The 16,546-nt window shown below is 56.0% G+C and carries 17 protein-coding genes; 14 read left to right on the forward strand and 3 right to left on the reverse strand.

The features are described 5' to 3' along the window. Window positions 1–13 precede the first annotated feature (13 nt). The 4 genes from fdh3B (at window position 14) to moaB (ending at window position 2,777) form a co-directional block, all read left to right on the forward strand. Window positions 14–652, forward strand: a complete 639-nt coding sequence (fdh3B, locus tag V6U78_RS11405; protein ID WP_405340847.1) for a formate dehydrogenase FDH3 subunit beta — start codon at window positions 14–16, stop codon at window positions 650–652. Continuing rightward, on the forward strand, window positions 652–1,737 hold the full coding sequence (locus tag V6U78_RS11410) for a formate dehydrogenase subunit gamma (RefSeq protein ID WP_405340850.1): 1,086 nt from the start codon (window positions 652–654) through the stop codon (window positions 1,735–1,737). Before fdh3B ends, V6U78_RS11410 begins: the two co-directional genes overlap by 1 nt. Window positions 1,738–1,938: 201 nt before the next feature. After that, entirely contained in the window at window positions 1,939–2,262 is a 324-nt protein-coding gene (locus tag V6U78_RS11415; RefSeq protein WP_405340931.1) for a DUF1244 domain-containing protein, read from the forward strand. Next, window positions 2,262–2,777 (forward strand): molybdenum cofactor biosynthesis protein B, encoded by a 516-nt coding sequence (gene moaB, locus V6U78_RS11420; RefSeq protein WP_405340853.1) that lies wholly within the window; start codon window positions 2,262–2,264, stop codon window positions 2,775–2,777. Before V6U78_RS11415 ends, moaB begins: the two co-directional genes overlap by 1 nt. A gap of 47 nt (window positions 2,778–2,824) precedes the next feature. Here the strand turns inward: moaB and V6U78_RS11425 are convergent, their stop codons facing one another. Then, on the reverse strand, window positions 2,825–3,562 hold the full coding sequence (locus V6U78_RS11425; RefSeq protein ID WP_405340856.1) for a glutathione S-transferase family protein: 738 nt from the start codon (window positions 3,560–3,562) through the stop codon (window positions 2,825–2,827). An 84-nt stretch (window positions 3,563–3,646) separates the two neighbouring features. Between V6U78_RS11425 and V6U78_RS11430 the strand changes: the two genes are divergently transcribed. Then, a complete protein-coding gene (locus V6U78_RS11430) occupies window positions 3,647–4,885 on the forward strand; it encodes a molybdopterin molybdotransferase MoeA (protein WP_405340859.1) in 1,239 nt (412 codons plus the stop codon). Window positions 4,886–5,297: 412 nt separating this feature from the next. Here the strand turns inward: V6U78_RS11430 and V6U78_RS11435 are convergent, their stop codons facing one another. Both V6U78_RS11435 and V6U78_RS11440 read right to left on the reverse strand, forming a co-directional pair. Then, entirely contained in the window at window positions 5,298–7,403 is a 2,106-nt protein-coding gene (locus V6U78_RS11435; protein ID WP_405340862.1) for a sensor histidine kinase, read from the reverse strand. Between the two features lie 24 nt (window positions 7,404–7,427). Beyond that, window positions 7,428–8,804, reverse strand: coding sequence for a sigma-54-dependent transcriptional regulator (locus tag V6U78_RS11440; RefSeq protein ID WP_405340865.1), 1,377 nt, complete (start codon window positions 8,802–8,804; stop codon window positions 7,428–7,430). A 264-nt stretch (window positions 8,805–9,068) separates the two neighbouring features. Here V6U78_RS11440 and V6U78_RS11445 point away from each other — a divergent pair, with 264 nt between their 5' ends. From V6U78_RS11445 to V6U78_RS11485, 9 genes are all read left to right on the forward strand, one after another. Beyond that, a complete protein-coding gene (locus V6U78_RS11445) occupies window positions 9,069–9,884 on the forward strand; it encodes a substrate-binding domain-containing protein (RefSeq protein WP_405340868.1) in 816 nt (271 codons plus the stop codon). A 45-nt stretch (window positions 9,885–9,929) separates the two neighbouring features. After that, entirely contained in the window at window positions 9,930–10,637 is a 708-nt protein-coding gene (locus V6U78_RS11450; RefSeq protein WP_405340871.1) for an ABC transporter permease, read from the forward strand. Further along, window positions 10,634–11,290: an ABC transporter ATP-binding protein gene (locus tag V6U78_RS11455; protein ID WP_405340874.1), complete on the forward strand. Its 657-nt coding sequence runs from the start codon at window positions 10,634–10,636 to the stop codon at window positions 11,288–11,290. The genes V6U78_RS11450 and V6U78_RS11455 overlap by 4 nt, the downstream gene beginning before the upstream one ends. Before the next feature lie 210 nt (window positions 11,291–11,500). Beyond that, complete coding sequence (gene mobB / locus V6U78_RS11460; protein ID WP_405340877.1) at window positions 11,501–12,049, forward strand: molybdopterin-guanine dinucleotide biosynthesis protein B; 549 nt, start codon at window positions 11,501–11,503, stop codon at window positions 12,047–12,049. Continuing rightward, the gene (gene moeA / locus V6U78_RS11465; RefSeq protein WP_405340880.1) at window positions 12,046–13,341 is read left to right on the forward strand and encodes a molybdopterin molybdotransferase MoeA; all 1,296 of its coding nucleotides are present in this window, start codon (window positions 12,046–12,048) and stop codon (window positions 13,339–13,341) included. The genes mobB and moeA overlap by 4 nt, the downstream gene beginning before the upstream one ends. 78 nt (window positions 13,342–13,419) lie before the next feature. After that, a complete protein-coding gene (moaC, locus tag V6U78_RS11470) occupies window positions 13,420–14,247 on the forward strand; it encodes a cyclic pyranopterin monophosphate synthase MoaC (RefSeq protein ID WP_405340883.1) in 828 nt (275 codons plus the stop codon). 2 nt (window positions 14,248–14,249) lie between these two features. Further along, window positions 14,250–14,729 (forward strand): molybdenum cofactor biosynthesis protein MoaE, encoded by a 480-nt coding sequence (locus tag V6U78_RS11475; protein WP_405340886.1) that lies wholly within the window; start codon window positions 14,250–14,252, stop codon window positions 14,727–14,729. Beyond that, entirely contained in the window at window positions 14,708–15,715 is a 1,008-nt protein-coding gene (gene moaA / locus V6U78_RS11480; protein WP_405340889.1) for a GTP 3',8-cyclase MoaA, read from the forward strand. The genes V6U78_RS11475 and moaA overlap by 22 nt, the downstream gene beginning before the upstream one ends. A gap of 125 nt (window positions 15,716–15,840) precedes the next feature. Further along, window positions 15,841–16,545 (forward strand): histidine phosphatase family protein, encoded by a 705-nt coding sequence (locus V6U78_RS11485; RefSeq protein ID WP_405340892.1) that lies wholly within the window; start codon window positions 15,841–15,843, stop codon window positions 16,543–16,545. Window position 16,546: the final 1 nt, after the last annotated feature.

A 16,546-nucleotide genomic window follows, 5' to 3' on the forward strand; every position in this document is an offset into this window, starting at 1 on the left:
GAGGAGAACACACATGGCTCGTATGAAATTTTTATGTGACTCAGAGCGCTGCATCGAATGCAACGGTTGCGTCACGGCCTGTAAAAACGCTAACGAAACAGAATGGGGTATTCAACGCCGCCGCGTTGTGACGCTGGATGATGGCGAGATCGGACGCGAAGTCTCGATTTCTGTGGCGTGTATGCACTGCTCCGACGCCCCTTGTATGGCGGTGTGTCCGACCAACTGCTTCTACCCCACGGATGAGGGCTTGATCCTGCACAATAAGGACACTTGTATTGGCTGTGGTTACTGCCTCTATGCCTGTCCTTTTGGTGCGCCTCAGTTCCCGAAACAAGGGGCCTTTGGTGCGCGCGGCAAGATGGACAAGTGTACCTTCTGTGCCGGTGGTCCAGAGGAAGATCCCGCATTACAGCAGCAGAAGTATGGTGCCAACCGTCTCAGCGAAGGCAAGCTGCCTTTATGTGCCGAGATGTGTTCAACCAAGGCGCTGTTGGCGGGTGATGCGCAGCAGGTCTCGGATATCTTCCGTGAGCGCGTGGTGTACCGTGGTCACCGTAACGGTGCTTGGGGTGCCAACGAAGCCGCTCCTGGCTTAACCGAACTGGCGCGCCAAGCGGCTGAACTGGCGACCGACGCAGCGAGAAGCTAATGATGAAGTCCCTTCGCTCACTTAATCCGCTGAGCTGCGCCCACCCGACTGCCTCATGGCGGTTGGGTGGTGGTCTGCTGTTGCTGTTGGTGCTTTTACTGAGCTGGAGCCTGCCCGTGCTGGCCCAGCCTCCAAGCACCCAGCCAGCCGATGCGCGTCGCGAGCTGATGCAAACTCTACCTGGTGTCACGTCAGACTACTGGCGTGATGTTCAGGGTGGTGTTTCTGGCACCACCTCTTCACGCAGCCCAGGTGCAGATACGCTGATCATGGTGGAAGGTCAGCGTTGGCGCGAATGGCGCAACCAGTGGGTTTCTCCCGGTGGATTGCTGGCGCTGGGCGGAAGTGCGCTGGGTATTCTTGGGTTTTATCTGCTGTTTGGGCAGGTCAAGCTGGATCATCCGCGCACTGGCCGTAAGGTTGAGCGCTGGACACCTTTGGATCGTGCGATTCACTGGTATGTCGCCAGTCTGTTTATGATTCTGGCTCTTACCGGCTTGATGCTGCTTTATGCCAAGTGGTTTATGCAGCCGATTCTGCCGGCCAGTGTCTGGGGCAGTCTGATGTTGGCCGCTAAGAATATCCACAACTACCTTGGACCGCTCTTCTCCTTGGGTTTGTTGGTGATGATTCTGAAATGGATCAAGCACAATGCCTATACGCGAGTGGATTTGGCCTGGTTTAAGCAAGGTGGCGGTATTTTGATCAAAGGGCGTCATCCCTCGGCTGGCTATTTGAATGCTGGTGAGAAATCTTGGTTCTGGCTGGTGACCTTCCTTGGATTAACCGTGGTGATTTCTGGGCTGATTCTCGACTTCCCCAACTTTGGTCAAAGTCGCGAAACCATGCAAACCACATTGTTGATCCATGCTGCAGGCGCGCTGATCCTGATAGCTGCATCCTTTGGGCATATCTATATCGGTACCGCTGGAACCGAAGGTGCCTTTGAAGGTATGAAAACCGGCTATGTCGATGAAGCCTGGGCCAAGCAGCACCATGACCTTTGGTTTGAAGAAGTCAAAGATCAGCTGGTGGAGGCACCCAAGACGCCATCAGCAACGGAGACGACGCCTGTCCAATCCTGATCCTGGCTGTCTGAGATGGGAGGGTTCGCCCTCCCTTTTTTGATGCTTTTTTTAGCAGCTCTTTTTAGCCGCTTTTTTTGATCGAGGCGCGCTTGGCGGCTGCACTGGCTCCGTTGCTGAGTTGCTATCCTGAAGGCGCTGGGTCATCATCCTGTTGATGGATCTGATCCTTTGGCTTTGATTATTTTGGAGATCTTCCCGATGCAGACACTCGACCCACAAGTTGAAACTCGAATTGAAGCGGCGGCCTTTCGTCGTTTACTGCGCCATCTCGATGAACACAAGGAAGTGCAGAATATCGAGTTGATGATTCTGGCTGATTTTTGCCGCAACTGTCTGGCTAAGTGGATGATGGCCGCTGCGCAGGAAGAAGGCGTCACTATGGATTACGACGAAGCCCGCGAGCGCATCTATGGCCTGCCTTATGATCAATGGAAGGATCTGCATCAGCAACCAGCGACACCAGAGCAGCTGGCGGCTTTTGAGGCGCGTCAGGCGGCCAAAAAGGCCAAAGGAGAAGCGTGATGGAGGCCATACCTCTGAAGATAGCGGTGCTGACGCTGTCCGATACGCGCAGCCTTGCCGAAGATAAGTCAGGTGATTATCTGGTCAGCGCTTTGGAGGCCGAGGGCCATCAGCTGGCTGCGCGTCAGGTGATCCCTGATGATGTGTACCAGATTCGAGCGGTCGTCAGCCAGTGGATTGCCGATCCTGATATTCAGGTGATTCTGACCACTGGTGGCACCGGCTTTACCGGACGCGATTCGACACCTGAGGCCGTGCGCCCCTTGTTCGATACTGAAATCGAAGGCTTTGGGGCGTTGTTTCGTCAGCTTTCCTATGAAGAGATCGGCTCTTCCACGGTGCAATCACGCTGTCTGGGCGGCTTAGCCAATCGCACCGCGATCTTTTGTCTGCCGGGTTCGACTGGCGCGTGCAAAACAGGCTGGCAGCGTATTCTGCGTGAACAGCTCGATAGCCGTCATCGTCCCTGTAATTTTGTGGGTATCCTGCTACACGGACGTCAGCTGCATAGCTAAGAAGCCTTGGATGAACTCTTGCGCTTGCAAGGTTCATCAGCGGCTTCCTAGGTTGGCTGGCGATGCAGCAGATACATCTGTTGTACCGCTTCCAGTTGTGTCTGATGGGCCTTGAGCCAGTGGCGGAAGTTGGGCGGCAGTTCAGGCTGCCCCCAATCAAGGCCATAGGCTGCGGGCATGAATAAAGGTGCAAAGAGTGCCCCAGCCGTGAGATCCGCACGCGAAAACGCTGGTCCAGCGAGATAATCACCGGCTTGATAAATCGGCGCAATTTCTGCCAATAGCTGCTCAATCACCTTCTGGGCTGTGGCCGCCCCTGCTGCATGAATGCCCAGTTTATCGCGCATCATTTGGGCGACCTTCGGGAAAAACAGGCGCAGTAGCCAAGACTGATAAAAAGGCTGTCCGGCCGCGAGCCAAGGCACCAGAATATCGGGCCGATCAAGCAGGTGATAGTACACAAAGGTACGAATCGCGCCGCCGAGTTCTTGATCCAAACGCCTCTCCCAAGCCTTGGCCTGATCGAGCTGGTTTTGGGGGCAGAGGCTAGCCGCTGGATACTGCTGATCTAAATAGTCGAGAATGGCACTGGAGCCCTGAATGGCTTGTTGGCCATCGATCAGCAACGGCACACTTGAGCGCAGCGCCCATCGACGTACAACCTTGATATGCGCGCCGGGCATTAAATTCTTTTGCGTATAAGCCAGTCCTTTGAGATCCAAAGCCCAGCGTACTTTTTCGCAGTAGTGAGAAACAGGGAACTGGTAAAGAATCAGCGTCGCCATGGGTCTTGTCCTGTCAGTCAGGTGATGGGGGATAGATCTTAGCATTCTTTTTGGTGATCACCGCAGTGATCTGAGGAGCCTTGAATGAGTACTTTTCCTTTTCTGACGCCTGTTGAGGAGGCGCTGAGCCAGATGCTGGCTGAAGTGTCGCCGCTGATGGAGACTGAGCTTATACCGGTGACACAGCTGCTTGGCCGTGTGTTGGCTGAAGATATTCTGGCACCGCTGGATGTGCCGCCGGCGGATCACTCAGCGATGGATGGCTATGCGGTGCGTGTCGCGGAGACGGCCGTCGAGCTGCCTGTCAGTCAGAGAATCACCGCAGGACAGGTGCCCCAGCCTTTAGCAGCACAAAGCTGCGCACGCATTATGACGGGAGGGCTGATCCCACCCGGTGCTGATGCGGTGGTGATGCAAGAGTGGGTCGCCTTCGATGAAGAAGACAAGGTGCTGATGTTGGGCAAGATCGAGCCTGGGCAGAATATCCGTCGTCGCGGTCAGGATATGCAGCTAGGCCAGCGGGTGCTCTCACGCGGCCAGCTTTTGGATGCCCGTCATCAAGGGCTGCTGGCCAGTCTAGGGCTGGCGGAGGTGCCTGTGATGCGTCGTGTACGCGTCGCGCTGCTGGCGACAGGCGATGAACTTGCCATGCCGGGTCAAGCCTTGCAGCCGGGGCAGATTTACAACTCTAATCGCCCTTTATTAATGGGTTGGCTGGCGCAGCAGGGCGTAGAAGTGATCGATCTTGGGCAGGTGGCCGATACCGCAGTCGCCACCGAAGCGGCCTTGCAGATGGGGGCAGAACAAGCGGATTTAATTCTCTCCACAGGGGGAGTGTCGGTCGGTGAAGAAGATCATGTGAAGCCCGCTGTGGAAAAGCTAGGCCAGCTCCAGCTGTGGAAGCTCGCCATGAAGCCGGGTAAGCCGGTTGCTTTTGGGCGGATTCCGCGAGCTCAGGGGCAGGCGGAGGCTGTGTTTCTGGGGCTGCCAGGCAATCCAGTATCGGTCTTTGTCGGCGCTGAAGTGCTGCTCAAGCCGCTGTTGGCCCGCCTGGCTGGGCGTCCACCCGCCACACCACGCCTGCTCACAGGGCGCGCTGACTTTGATTGGCACACTCAGCTACGTCAGGAATATCTGCGTGTGCGTGCTGAACCCAGCGCGGAAGGCTGGCAGTTAAGCGCCCATCCGAACCAGAATTCTGGTGTGCTCAGCAGTGTGACCTGGGCGAATGCTCTGGCTTGCGTGCCGCCGCATACCCGACTGCAAGCTGGTCAAGCGCTGGCCTTTTGGTTTATTGATGAGCCCTTTTTTGATCAAGGCTGATGCGGCCACCCAGAGGCATTTAGGCAGAACTGCCGTGTGCGAGAAGGCAGACGCCTCTGAGCTGCGCTCTTAATGTTGATCAGCCGTTTCCTAGATCAGAGGCTCTTGATGATGGGCGTCGCTGAGTGGCCTTGGCGGCCGATCTATGGGGTGGATCAGGCACCACTGAAGCAGTTGTTCGGCGCAGTAAGCTGCGCGCAGATAATCCACAGGTGTCCCTCCTTGCAGCAGCTGTGCAAGCGTCGTGAGTCCGAGACGTTGGGCTTGTTCTGCAAGCTCTGATAGACCAAGATTTCTAGCGCAAACCCAGCTGCCAGGGTGCAAAAGACAGGGTATTGCATCACAAAATGCAAAATAAAAAGCAAAAAAATGGATTGATTAGCAGGCTAGAGCAGTGGAATGGTCTAGAAGGCTAGACCACCCCCAAGCCGGAGAGAAGCTGGCGCATGGTGGCCTCATCTTCAGCATTGATCTGCGCCTGACTAAGCAGATAAACACGAAAGCAGCTGCCTCGCCCTGGCTCAGATTCCACTTGAATATCGCCGCCATAACGACGAATCAGTGACAGGCTGACAGAAAGCCCCAAACCATTGCCATTTTCGCGGGTGGTGAAAAAGGGCTCAAAGATTCGTGCTTGTACTTCAGGCGTCATGCCGCGCCCATGATCCTTCACTTGGATCATCGCGCCCAGAGTCCGACCTTGATCATCCTGCCAGAGCTGGGTGCTGAGCTGAATCTGCCCCGGCCCATCGAGTGCATTGGCGGCGTTGATCAGAAGATTCACTAAAACCTGCTGGAGCTGCTGGCGGTTGGCTTGAATACTCGGCAGGGTTTGATACTGCTGCTGAACCTCGACACGCTGCTTATCCAGTGCATGACGAACTAACGCCAGCGTATCTTGCACGACAGGGTTGAGTTCCAGCGTTTGCAGCTGATCGGTGGTGGAGCCAGGGCGGCTGTACTGCAGCAGATTGTTGATAATCGCGCGAATACGATACACCTGCTCGATCACGGTATCGATCTCCTGCTGCACCGCGCTGGCCTGATCGCCCAGTTCAACCTGCAACAAATCCATATGGCCAAGGATCACGGCGGCGGGATTATTGATTTCATGCGCGATGCCAGCTGTTAACTCACCCAGTACAGCCAGCTTTTCTTTGGTAAATAACTGGGCGCGTGTGGCCTTGAGCAGTTGGATGTGTTTCTCCAGATCCTGCGTCTTGTGCTGCAGGCTCAGGGTGCGTGCTTCAACCTGACGTTCAAGCTCTTGTGCCGCGGCCTGAATGGTGCGTTGGCGCGAATCCAGCTCATCCATCATCTGATCAAACTGATGGGCCAGATCCGCCATTTCATCTTGTGTATCCAAAAAGCCTATCCGTGCATCAGACTGGCCAGCGCGTACCGCCATCACGGAGCGGTGAATCTGCTCGACAGGGATAAACAAGCGACGCGCACCATGCCAGACCAGAAAAGCAGAAACCAATAGGACGATCAGCAGCGTGATGCCCAGCTCGGACAGGGTGACGCGATACTGGGCAATAAAAGGCCCTTCTGAAAAGCCGGTATAGAGCACACCGACCAGCTCTTGATGCAGGTCGTAGATGGGTTCATAGGCGCTGATATACCAGTCATGGACCACAAAGGCGCGATCCAGCCAAAGGCGCTGCTGATCGAGCACCTGCTCGGCGACCTCAGCTGAAATTCGTGTGCCGATGGCGCGCATCACCCCGTTTTCTGTCTGGCCTGCTGGAGAAGCCTCGGTGACATTGGTCGAAATGCGGGTATCGCCCAAAAACAGTGTCACACTGCCGATGCCATCTTCAGGCAGTGTGCCGGGGCCGTAGACCAGATCACGGATTTGATCGACAAAAGCCAGATTGTGATTCAGGAGTAATCCCGCATCGAGCAGATAGGCCACCTCACCATCGAGATTCAATAAAGGCACAAGACTGCGTACCACCAGCGCGCGGTCTTCGACTCTGGCATCGGTGGGGCGGGCATGGGGGGTGGGACGCAGTGGGATTTGTGCCTGCTCGGCCAGTGCCAGATCGATCGCTTGCAGTTCTTCGGGTTCAAGGCGCAGCAGACCCGATACTGACTCGCCGCTGGCTAACAGCGGGAGCCGATCTTCAATGCTGGCCAAGCTGGTACGAAAAAGATGGAGGCGTTCGGCAGGCAGCAGGCGCAGAAAATCGACCTCGAGCTCTTGTTGCAGCTGGCTGGTCAGCTGTTCAAGTAAGGCGGTATCAGCCAGCTGGGTGGGTTGAAGCTGCTGGATCAGCTGCCAGCTGCTGCTCAGTCTTTGCAGCTGTTCGAGCTGGCGCTCTTGCAGATGATGTAGCGTATTGCGCGCCACCGCGAGATCGGCAGCCACCTTCATATAGAGTTGGCGATCAGTATAGGTGCTGGTCCAATAGGCGGTGAGGCCGATCAGCATCAACAAGGTGAGCAGGATCGGCAATAAAGTCAGCGCCAAGAGCTTGCCGCGCACAGAGCGCTGCCAAAAGAAAATCCGCATGGTGTCCTTGTTGGTGTTGGCTAATTAGTGGGCGGAGGTGGCGTCTTCCCAGCTGGTCAGTTTGCGATCGAGTGTTTTGCGTGCGATGCCGAGCTGGCGTGCTGCCGCGGATTTATTACCTTCGCTGGCTTGCAATACCCGCAGGATGTGCTGCTTCTCGACTTCTTCCAAGGTCCAGCACACAGGAAAACCCGCCTGACGCGGCGAGGTTGGGCTGCTCGTGGGTTGTAAGTCCTGCAAAGGCAGATGCCCAAGCAAGATGCAGCGCTCGATAAAGTTCTTCAGCTCGCGAATATTGCCCTTCCAATCATACTGCTGCATGGCATAGAGGTCATCATGGCTGAAGGGGATGGGGTCCAGTCCCAGTTCACGCGCTAGGCGGCGTGAAAAATAATGCGCCAGCAACGGAATATCTTCGCGTCGATCTCGCAGCGGGGGCAGAGTCAGCGTGAGCACATTCAGGCGGAAGTAGAGATCTTCACGAAAACGCCCAGCGCGAACCTCTTCTTCTAAATGACGGTTGGTGGCGGCGAGGATGCGCACATCCACCTTTACTTCCTGTTCGCTGCCGACAGGGCGAATGGCTTTTTGCTCTAAGGCGCGCAGCAGTTTAGCCTGCATGCCCAAGGGCAGTTCACCGATCTCATCTAAAAAGAGGGTGCCGCCACTGGCATAGTGAAACAGGCCCTCACGACTGCGCATGGCGCCGGTAAACGCGCCTTTGGTGTGACCAAAAAGCTCGGCTTCTAACAGATCTGGCGCGATGGCACCGCAGTTCACCGGAACATAGGGGCCGCTGCGCCCTGATTGTTGGTGCAGCGCCCGTGCGACCAGATCCTTACCTGTACCCGATTCGCCTTCGATTAATACCGCCGAAGGGGTGGGGGCCACACGCTGAATGACCGCTTCAAGCTGACGAATGCCCGCGCTATGGCCGAGCATCGGGCTATCATCATCGACAAATTGATGGACTTCGCGTTTGAGCAGGAAGTTCTCGCGCGCCAGTTGACGACGCTTGAGCACACGCAAAATGGCATTTTGCATCTGTTCCAGACGAAAGGGTTTGAGAATAAAATCAGCCGCGCCCACGCGCAGGGCTTGAATCGCGGTATCCAGCTCAGCATAGGCGGTCATAAAAATCACATCGCTGTGGCGATTCGGATCATGCAGCGCCTCATGCCAATCCATGCTGGAGCGACCGGGCAGGCGTACATCCAGAATCAGTAAATCAAAATGACAGCGCTGACGCAGCGCCTCGGCTTCCTCTATACTGCCCGCAGTTTCGACCAGAGCAAAATGCTTAAGCAGCGCCTTGGAAAGAAATTGGCGCATCCCTGCTTCATCATCAACGATCAACACAGAAGCTGTGCGACATAAGGAAAAGTCGGGTTCAGCGGTCATAGTCTTACCTGTGAGGGTGGAGAAGTCTGGTGTTCAGGCCAGTGTTCAGCGAGGCGTGTCGAAATGCAGCAACACGTGCGGCAAAGTGTAGCATTTTGACCCAGTTTCGCGCAGCTTTTTCTCGGTAGACCTAGATCGAGTTGACTTGAGGTAGAGCAGGATCTTAGGCAGGGCGCTGGCTTGGCCTATTTCTGGTTTTTGGCTGGCACTGGGCTTGCAGCTGGCTGACCTCTCTTGGCTTTCTTGACTGATAAGGATACTCCTATGTTTGGATCTCTCTCTCGCTGGCGTCAAGCTGGCGCTTTCTTGCTGGTCGCGTTGCTGGCGATGCCTCTTTTTGCAGCGGAAAGAATCCGCCTGGCCACCACAACCAGCACCTATAATTCGGGTTTGCTCGATGCGTTGCTGCCTGAATTTGAGCGTGCAACAGGTATTCAGGTGCAGGTGCTTTCTGTAGGGACTGGACAGGCTCTGCGTTTGGGGCGCGATGGTGATGTCGATCTGGTGATGACCCATGCGCCAGCAGCGGAAGAAGCTTTTGTTGAGGCTGGCCACGGTATTGATCCTCGTCGCCTGATGTATAACGATTTTGTCTTGGTTGGCCCTGCCAATGATCCTGTTGGTTTGCGTGAGTCTGAAGGCGTGGTGGAAGCTTTTGAGCGTATGGCGCGAGGCAATACGCCCTTTATCTCGCGTGGAGATGATTCTGGAACACATAAGAAAGAACTCGAAATCTGGGCGCTGACTCAGTATGACCCCAGTTTTGCCCACTACCACGCCGTTGGGCAGGGCATGGGCCGTGTCTTGTTGATGGCCAGTGAAATGCAGGGCTATACCCTGACAGATCGTGGCACCTGGTTGGCGATGCGTCAGCGCCTCGATCTGGAACTGCTGGCCGAAGGCAGTATTGATCTGGCCAATCCCTATCAGGTGATTCTGGTGAATCCACAGCGCCATCCGCATGTGCAGTTGGCGGCAGCCACCCAGTTCCGTGATTGGTTGGTCTCGGCGGAAGGGCAGGCGTTGATCGGTCGCTTTACGGTCGATGGTGAACCCTTATTCTTTCCTGATGCGGATTAGCTGCATGTTGCGGTTGAGCCTGTATTCGATTGGGGAGAGGCTGTTGTGGAGAGCCTAGGTCAGATCACTCTGGATGCCCTTGCTCTCTTGTTTTCTGGCGATCAAGAACTCTGGCAGATTATTGGTGTGTCTTTTCGGACTTCCTTGCTGGCGCTTCTACTGGCGACCCCCTTCGCTTTTTTGCTGGGCTGGACTCTGGCCTTCTGGCGTTTTCCCGGTCAGGGGATGCTGGTGTCGCTGAACAATACCTTGCTGGCTGTGCCAACGGTGGTGATCGGATTGCTGCTCTTGATGCTGTTCTCGCGTGCGGGGCCCTTGGGAGATTGGCGTTGGCTTTTTAGCCAGCCGATTATGATCTTGGGGCAGATGTTGATGTGTTTGCCGATTTTGATAGCGATGAGCCATACCGCCTACCATAGTGTGTCGCGCCATGCTTGGGAGTCCTTGCGGACTCTGGGTGTCGCCCCCTGGCGTTGTCTTTGGTTGATTACCCTTGAAGTGCGTTTTGCGCTCTTGGCGGCGCTGGTCACCGCCTTTGGCCGGATTATTGCTGAAGTCGGCTGCGCGATGATGGTCGGTGGCAATATCGCCGGTTATACACGCACGATTACCACCAGCATTGCCTTGGAAACCTCCAAGGGTGAGTATGCTCAGGGTGTGGCCCTGGGTTTGGTGCTGCTGGTTTTGGCCTTGGTGCTGAATCTGCTGCTGGGCTTGGTACGCGGTCAGATCACTCAGGAGCAACAAGCATGATCAAGCCGCCACCTGCCCTAGTGCTGGAGCAGCTGAGTCTTAGCTATGGACGCCGCCGCTTATGGCAGATCGAGGCCGCGCAGTGGTCAGCAGGCCAGCTGATTTGGTTACAGGGTGCCAATGGCGCGGGCAAAACCAGCTTGATGAAGGTGATCAGTGGTCTTTTAACGCCAACACAAGGCCGTGTGCGCCCCATCCATCACGTCGCTGAACCTCAGGCGATCTGTTATCTCCACCAGCAGCCCTATGTTTTTTCAACCAGCGTCAGGCGCAATCTAGAGCAGGTACTCAGCAGTCGTTATCTGCAAGCCGTCCCCGTTGCTGAGCGTCACCAGCGCCTTGAAGCCGCACTGGCATGGGCGCAGCTCAGCGAGCAGGCTGATCAACCTGCGCGCACCCTTTCGGGAGGAGAAAGGCAAAGATTGGCCTTGGCGCGAGCACGTATCTTGCAGCCGCGCTTTTGGCTGCTTGATGAACCGAGTGCGAATCTTGATCAGCAGGCTGTACAGTTGCTGGCGACGCTGATACAGGATGTGCTGGCCGCTGGTTGCGGGATCCTGTTAACCGCGCATCAATCCAATGCCATTACAGATTTGGCCCAGTGTATCTGGCGGCTGGATCAGCAACAGCTCTCGATCCATCCTGGCGTTTGAGTGGTCACAATGACCTTGGCGCGCGGCTGGGCTGTCACGGCTGGCTGCGCGTCATTTTGATGCACCCCTGTTTTCTGGTTGCGAAATCCTGAGATAAGCCGTTATTTAAGCGGCTTTTTTTGTCTTTTGTTGCCTCTTTGTCAGGCATTGTCCTTGCTTTCTATTCACCCAAGTCAACGCGATGCAGATCAGATTGAAAGAGAGGCTTTTGTGAACACGCGTCCTTTTGCACAACAGCGGCCCCCTTTGCTGGGCTTTGCGGCCTGGAGTGGTACAGGCAAAACAACGCTACTGACGGCCTTGTTGCCGCGTTTGCGTGCCCGTGGGCTGCGTCTGGCCTGTATCAAACACGCCCATCATGCTTTTGATGTTGATTATCCACAAAAAGACAGCTATCGCCTGCGCCATGCTGGTGCAGAGCAGATGCTGATTGCCTCTGATCAGCGCTGGGCCTTGATGGTGGAAACACCTGAGTCGAGCTCTGCGCCAAGTCTGGCCGACCTTGTGGCCCAGCTGGACACACAGCGCGCTGATCTGATTCTTGTTGAAGGCTTTAAAGCCGAGCGCTTCCCCAAGATAGAACTGCATCGTGCTGAGCTCGACCGCCCTTGGTTGTATCCAGATGATCCAGATATCTTTGCACTGGCCAGTGATGTGGCACCACCTAGCGCAGCCCGTCCTTGGGTGCATCTGAACGATCTGGATGCCATTGAGCAGCTGGTACTGGATTTTTTACAGGCCGCGCGGAGTGCTGTATGAGTCTCTCTTGCTTTGAATTTGTCGATAAAAAAAGCCAGCTCACCCTGGAAGAGGCTCAGCAGCTGTTGCTGGATGAGGCCCGCCTTTGGCATCAGCAACAAGATCGCGTGCACCGTCTGCCCTTGCAGCAGGCGTTGGGCGCCCATCTGGCAGCATCTCTCTCTGCACCGCAGGCTGTACCACCGCACACCAATTCAGCGATGGATGGCTATGCATTGGTCGGTGCCAGTTTAGTCAGTCAGACGCAGTGGCAGCTGGTCGGGACGCAGCTGGCAGGGCAGATGACGAGTCATCGCCTGCAACCTGGCGAAGCGATGGCGATCACAACTGGTGCGGCGCTGCCTCCGGGCGCGGATACCGTGGTGATGCAGGAGCAGTGTCATGTAGAAGGCGATCAACTCACTATTCAGCGCGCGGCAGAAATGCGTATCGGGGCCAATGTGCGTCAGGCGGGTGAAGACTTACAGCAGGGCCAGCAGGTCTTGGCTGCCGGTGCGCGTTTGGGGCCAGTGCAGCTAGGATTGCTGGCTTCTTTAGGCTGCGCTGATGTGCCAGTGCGCCCAGCCTTGAAAGTCGCGGTGTTTTCTACCGGAGACGAGGTGGTCGCAGCAGGTCAGCCTCTGGCGCCGGGTCAGATCTACGATACCAATCGCACGAGCTTGATCAGTCTTTTACAGGCATTGGGATGTCAGGTCAGTGATCTGGGTATCTTGCCGGATGATCAGCAGGTGATCCATCAAGCGCTGGCGCAAGCGGCCTTGACGCACCAGCTGGTGATCACCTCAGGTGGTGTCTCGGTTGGGCAGGCCGATTGGATCAAGCCTGTACTGAACCAGCTTGGCGAAACCCGTTTTTGGCAGCTTGCTATTCGTCCAGGGCGGCCTTTTGCCTTTGGGCATCTTGGTCAGAACGCCAGCGGAGAAACCTGCTTCTTTGCCGGTCTGCCGGGCAATCCTGTTGCGGTGATGGTGACCTTTATGCTGCTGGTTCAACCCTTGATTCTGGCCTTGCAGGGAGCTGAAGCCGGTGCCGCGACTCCAGTGCACGCGCAGGCTGAAGAAGAGATCAAAAGCCGCCTAGGGCGGAGTGATTTTTATCGTGCGCGCCTGAGTACAAGCCCAACCGGCCAGCTCAGTGTGCGTGTTGTTGGTGAGCAGGGATCAGGCCGCTTAAGCTCGATGCATGAGGCGAATTGTCTGGTCAGACTTGATGAGCAGGAAGCGCTGAAAGCACGCGGCGATAGCGTCAGAGTCTATCCCTTTGCTGGCTTTCTGGCTGGCTATTTGGCCTAACGCCATCCTGCCAGTTGCAAGGCCTATTGACTCCAGTTTCGATTCCCTATTGGTGATACAACACAAAGAGGTTTAGTGATGAGCGAACAACTCACCCATTTGAATCAGCGCGGTGAAGCTGTCATGGTGGATGTCTCGACCAAGGCCGTCACGCAGCGTACAGCCACAGCTTGCGCAAGTATCAGTATGCAGCCTGCCACGCTGGAGTTGATCCTCAGCGGTGGCCATCATAAGGGCGATGTTCTCGCCACAGCGCGGATTGCGGGCATTATGGCCGCCAAGCGCACACCCGATTTGATCCCCCTTTGTCATCCACTCTTGCTCAGTAAAGTGGCGGTTGAACTGGAGCCAGATCCTGCCCTACCTGGCATACGTATCCGCGCCACCTGTCAGCTGGCCGGCCAAACAGGCGTTGAGATGGAAGCCTTAACCGCAGCCTCGGTGGCGGCGCTCACCCTGTATGACATGTGCAAGGCCGTCGATAAGCAGATGGTGATTGGTCAGATGTATGTGGAGCATAAAGCGGGTGGGCGCTCAGGAGAATGGCAAGCCGAGTTGCAGCAGGGGGCCGCATCGGCGCAATCCGCCAGCCTCTTGCTGTCCACACCGGCAAAGGCCGAGCCGGCCACGCCTGTCTCCAAGCCGGCTGAGAGTGTGCGGGTCTGCTTTTTTGCTGAACTGCGTGAACAGCTGGGCCAAGAGCAGGTTGAAGTGCCGCTGCAAGGCTTGGCAGCGTTGAATGTGGCCGATCTGCGTCAATGGTTGATTCAGCAGTATCCAGATTGGGCTCAGGCCTTAGGCGCGCCACAACTGCTGGCGGCAGTGAACCAGCAGATGGCCAAGGCCAGCCATCCGGTTCAGGCCGGAGATGAAGTCGCCTTTTTTCCGCCCGTGACCGGAGGCTAGAGATGAGTATCCGCGTTGCCGTCCAGACGGAGCCTTTTCACCTTGAAGAGGCCATCGAGGCCTTGCGTGCTCAGCGCACAGAGATAGGTGCGCTGGTCACCTTTACTGGCTATGTACGTGATTTTAACGAGCGCCCTGATGTTGAAGCACTGGTGCTAGAACACTATCCCGGCATGACCGAAGGCGTGCTGCTCCACCTTGCCCAAGAAGCCCAGGCGCGCTTTGAGTTAACTGGGGTGCATGTGATTCATCGCGTGGGTCGCCTGACACCGGGCGATCCTATCGTGCTGGTGATCACGGCTTCTGCCCATCGCCAACAGGCCTTTGATGCTTGTGCCTGGTTGATGGATCTGCTTAAAACGCGTGCGCCCTTTTGGAAGAAAGAGCAAACCGCGACGGGCGACTATTGGGTGAGTGCCCGTTCAACTGACACTGATGCCGCGCAGCGCTGGGAGGGGGTATGTCCAACCTCGCCCCTTTAATCGATCGTTTTGGGCGGCGGATCGACTATGTGCGTCTGTCAGTCACTGATCGCTGCGATTTTCGCTGCGTCTACTGTATGAGCGAAGAGATGCAGTTCCTGCCCCGTGAATCGATTCTTTCTCTTGAAGAGATAGGTCGCGTGGCACAAAGCTTTGTCGAGTTGGGTGTCAGCAAAATTCGCCTGACGGGGGGCGAGCCGCTGGTGCGCCGTGATCTGCTTGATCTGGTGGATTTTATCGGCACGCTGGGATTGCGTGATTTTGCGATGACCACCAATGGCAGCCAATTACCGCGCTATGCCAAGGATCTGTCTGCGGCAGGATTACAGCGCCTCAATATCAGCCTGGATTCATTGCATCCAGAAAAGTTTAAACGCATTACCCGCACTGGGCGCTTAGAGCAGGTCATCGCTGGGATTGACGCGGCGCGCGCTGCTGGATTTCGTGGCATCAAACTCAATGCGGTGATCATGCAGGGGCGTAATGAAGATGAGATTCTGGATCTGGTGGATTTTGCGTTGAGCAAACAGCTGGATATCAGTTTTATCGAAGAGATGCCCTTGGGTGAGGTGTCGGATCATCGGCGCGGAGAGACCTTCTATTCCAGTGATCAAGTGCGCGAGGTGATCGAAACCCGCTATCCGCTCCAGCCTTGTACCAGCCAGACTCCAGGGCCCTCACGCTATTTTCGTTTACAGCTGGATTCTGGGCTCAGCCAGAGTCGGGTTGGCTTGATCTCGCCACATTCACACAACTTTTGCGGTGACTGTAACCGAGTGCGTGTGACCGTCGAGGGGCGTCTTTTACTCTGTTTGGGTAACGAACACAGCCTGGATTTGCGCCCGCTGCTGCGTGATCACCCCCAAGACAACCAGCCATTAAAAGAAGCGATCCTAGCCGCGATGGATTTAAAGCCGGAGCGGCACCACTTTACTAATGATGGTGAGGTCCAGGTCGTTCGCCTGATGAATATGACAGGAGGTTAGGAAAAAGACTTGGCGCAAGAAAACCTTCTTCCTGTCGCTAAAATGGGCCTTTCCTCTTTGGTCGCGCTTGTACCGCTTTGGCTTTTTGCTACTATGCTGCCTATTACCTTGAAGGAGGCAGCTGAGTGACCATCAAGCACGGTTTATCTATGAGTTGGCACGCCACTGTCTTCTGTCTTGTCTTTTGGGTCGGCGAGCTGGCTGCTGCGCGTCCTGCGCCCTTTGAAGAACGCCAGATGGATGTGGTCTTATTCGATCGTTTGCAGCAAGGCGGTTTTGTTCTTTTTTTGCGTCATGGGCTGACCGATGCCAGCCAGCCTGATCGAGTGCCGGTTGACCTTCAGCATTGCGCATCCCAGCGCCCCCTCAGTGAAGCAGGCCATCAGCAGATGATGCAAATCGGCGACCATCTACGCCAAACGGGCTGGCCTGTGGGTGAGATTTATGTCAGCCCCTTCTGTCGTACACAAGACAGTGCGCGTGCCATCTTTGGTCAGACAGGCTGGGTGATCGATCCGCTGCTGATGTACACGGCTGGCATGAGCCGTGCCGAGAAGGCACCTGTCATAGCCCGCACTGCTGAGTTGATGCAACAGCCAGTGCCTGCTGGCGAGAACCGCTTTATTGTGGCGCATGGCCCTAATCTGGCAGAGACGTTGCATTACTTTCCACCAGAAGGCACCTTGGTGATTCTGGAGCCGCAGGTTGATGCCTGGGTGTATCATGCCAGTATCCGGCCAGAACAATGGCCACCCGTGCTGGGTTGGGCAAGCCGTGCTCGAGCCGAACAACAACAAGAACAGGAGGCGGAGCCTTTGAGCGCTCCGTAAC

Source organism: Marinospirillum alkalitolerans (assembly GCF_045055655.1).
GTDB lineage: Bacteria > Pseudomonadota > Gammaproteobacteria > Pseudomonadales > Halomonadaceae > Marinospirillum > Marinospirillum alkalitolerans.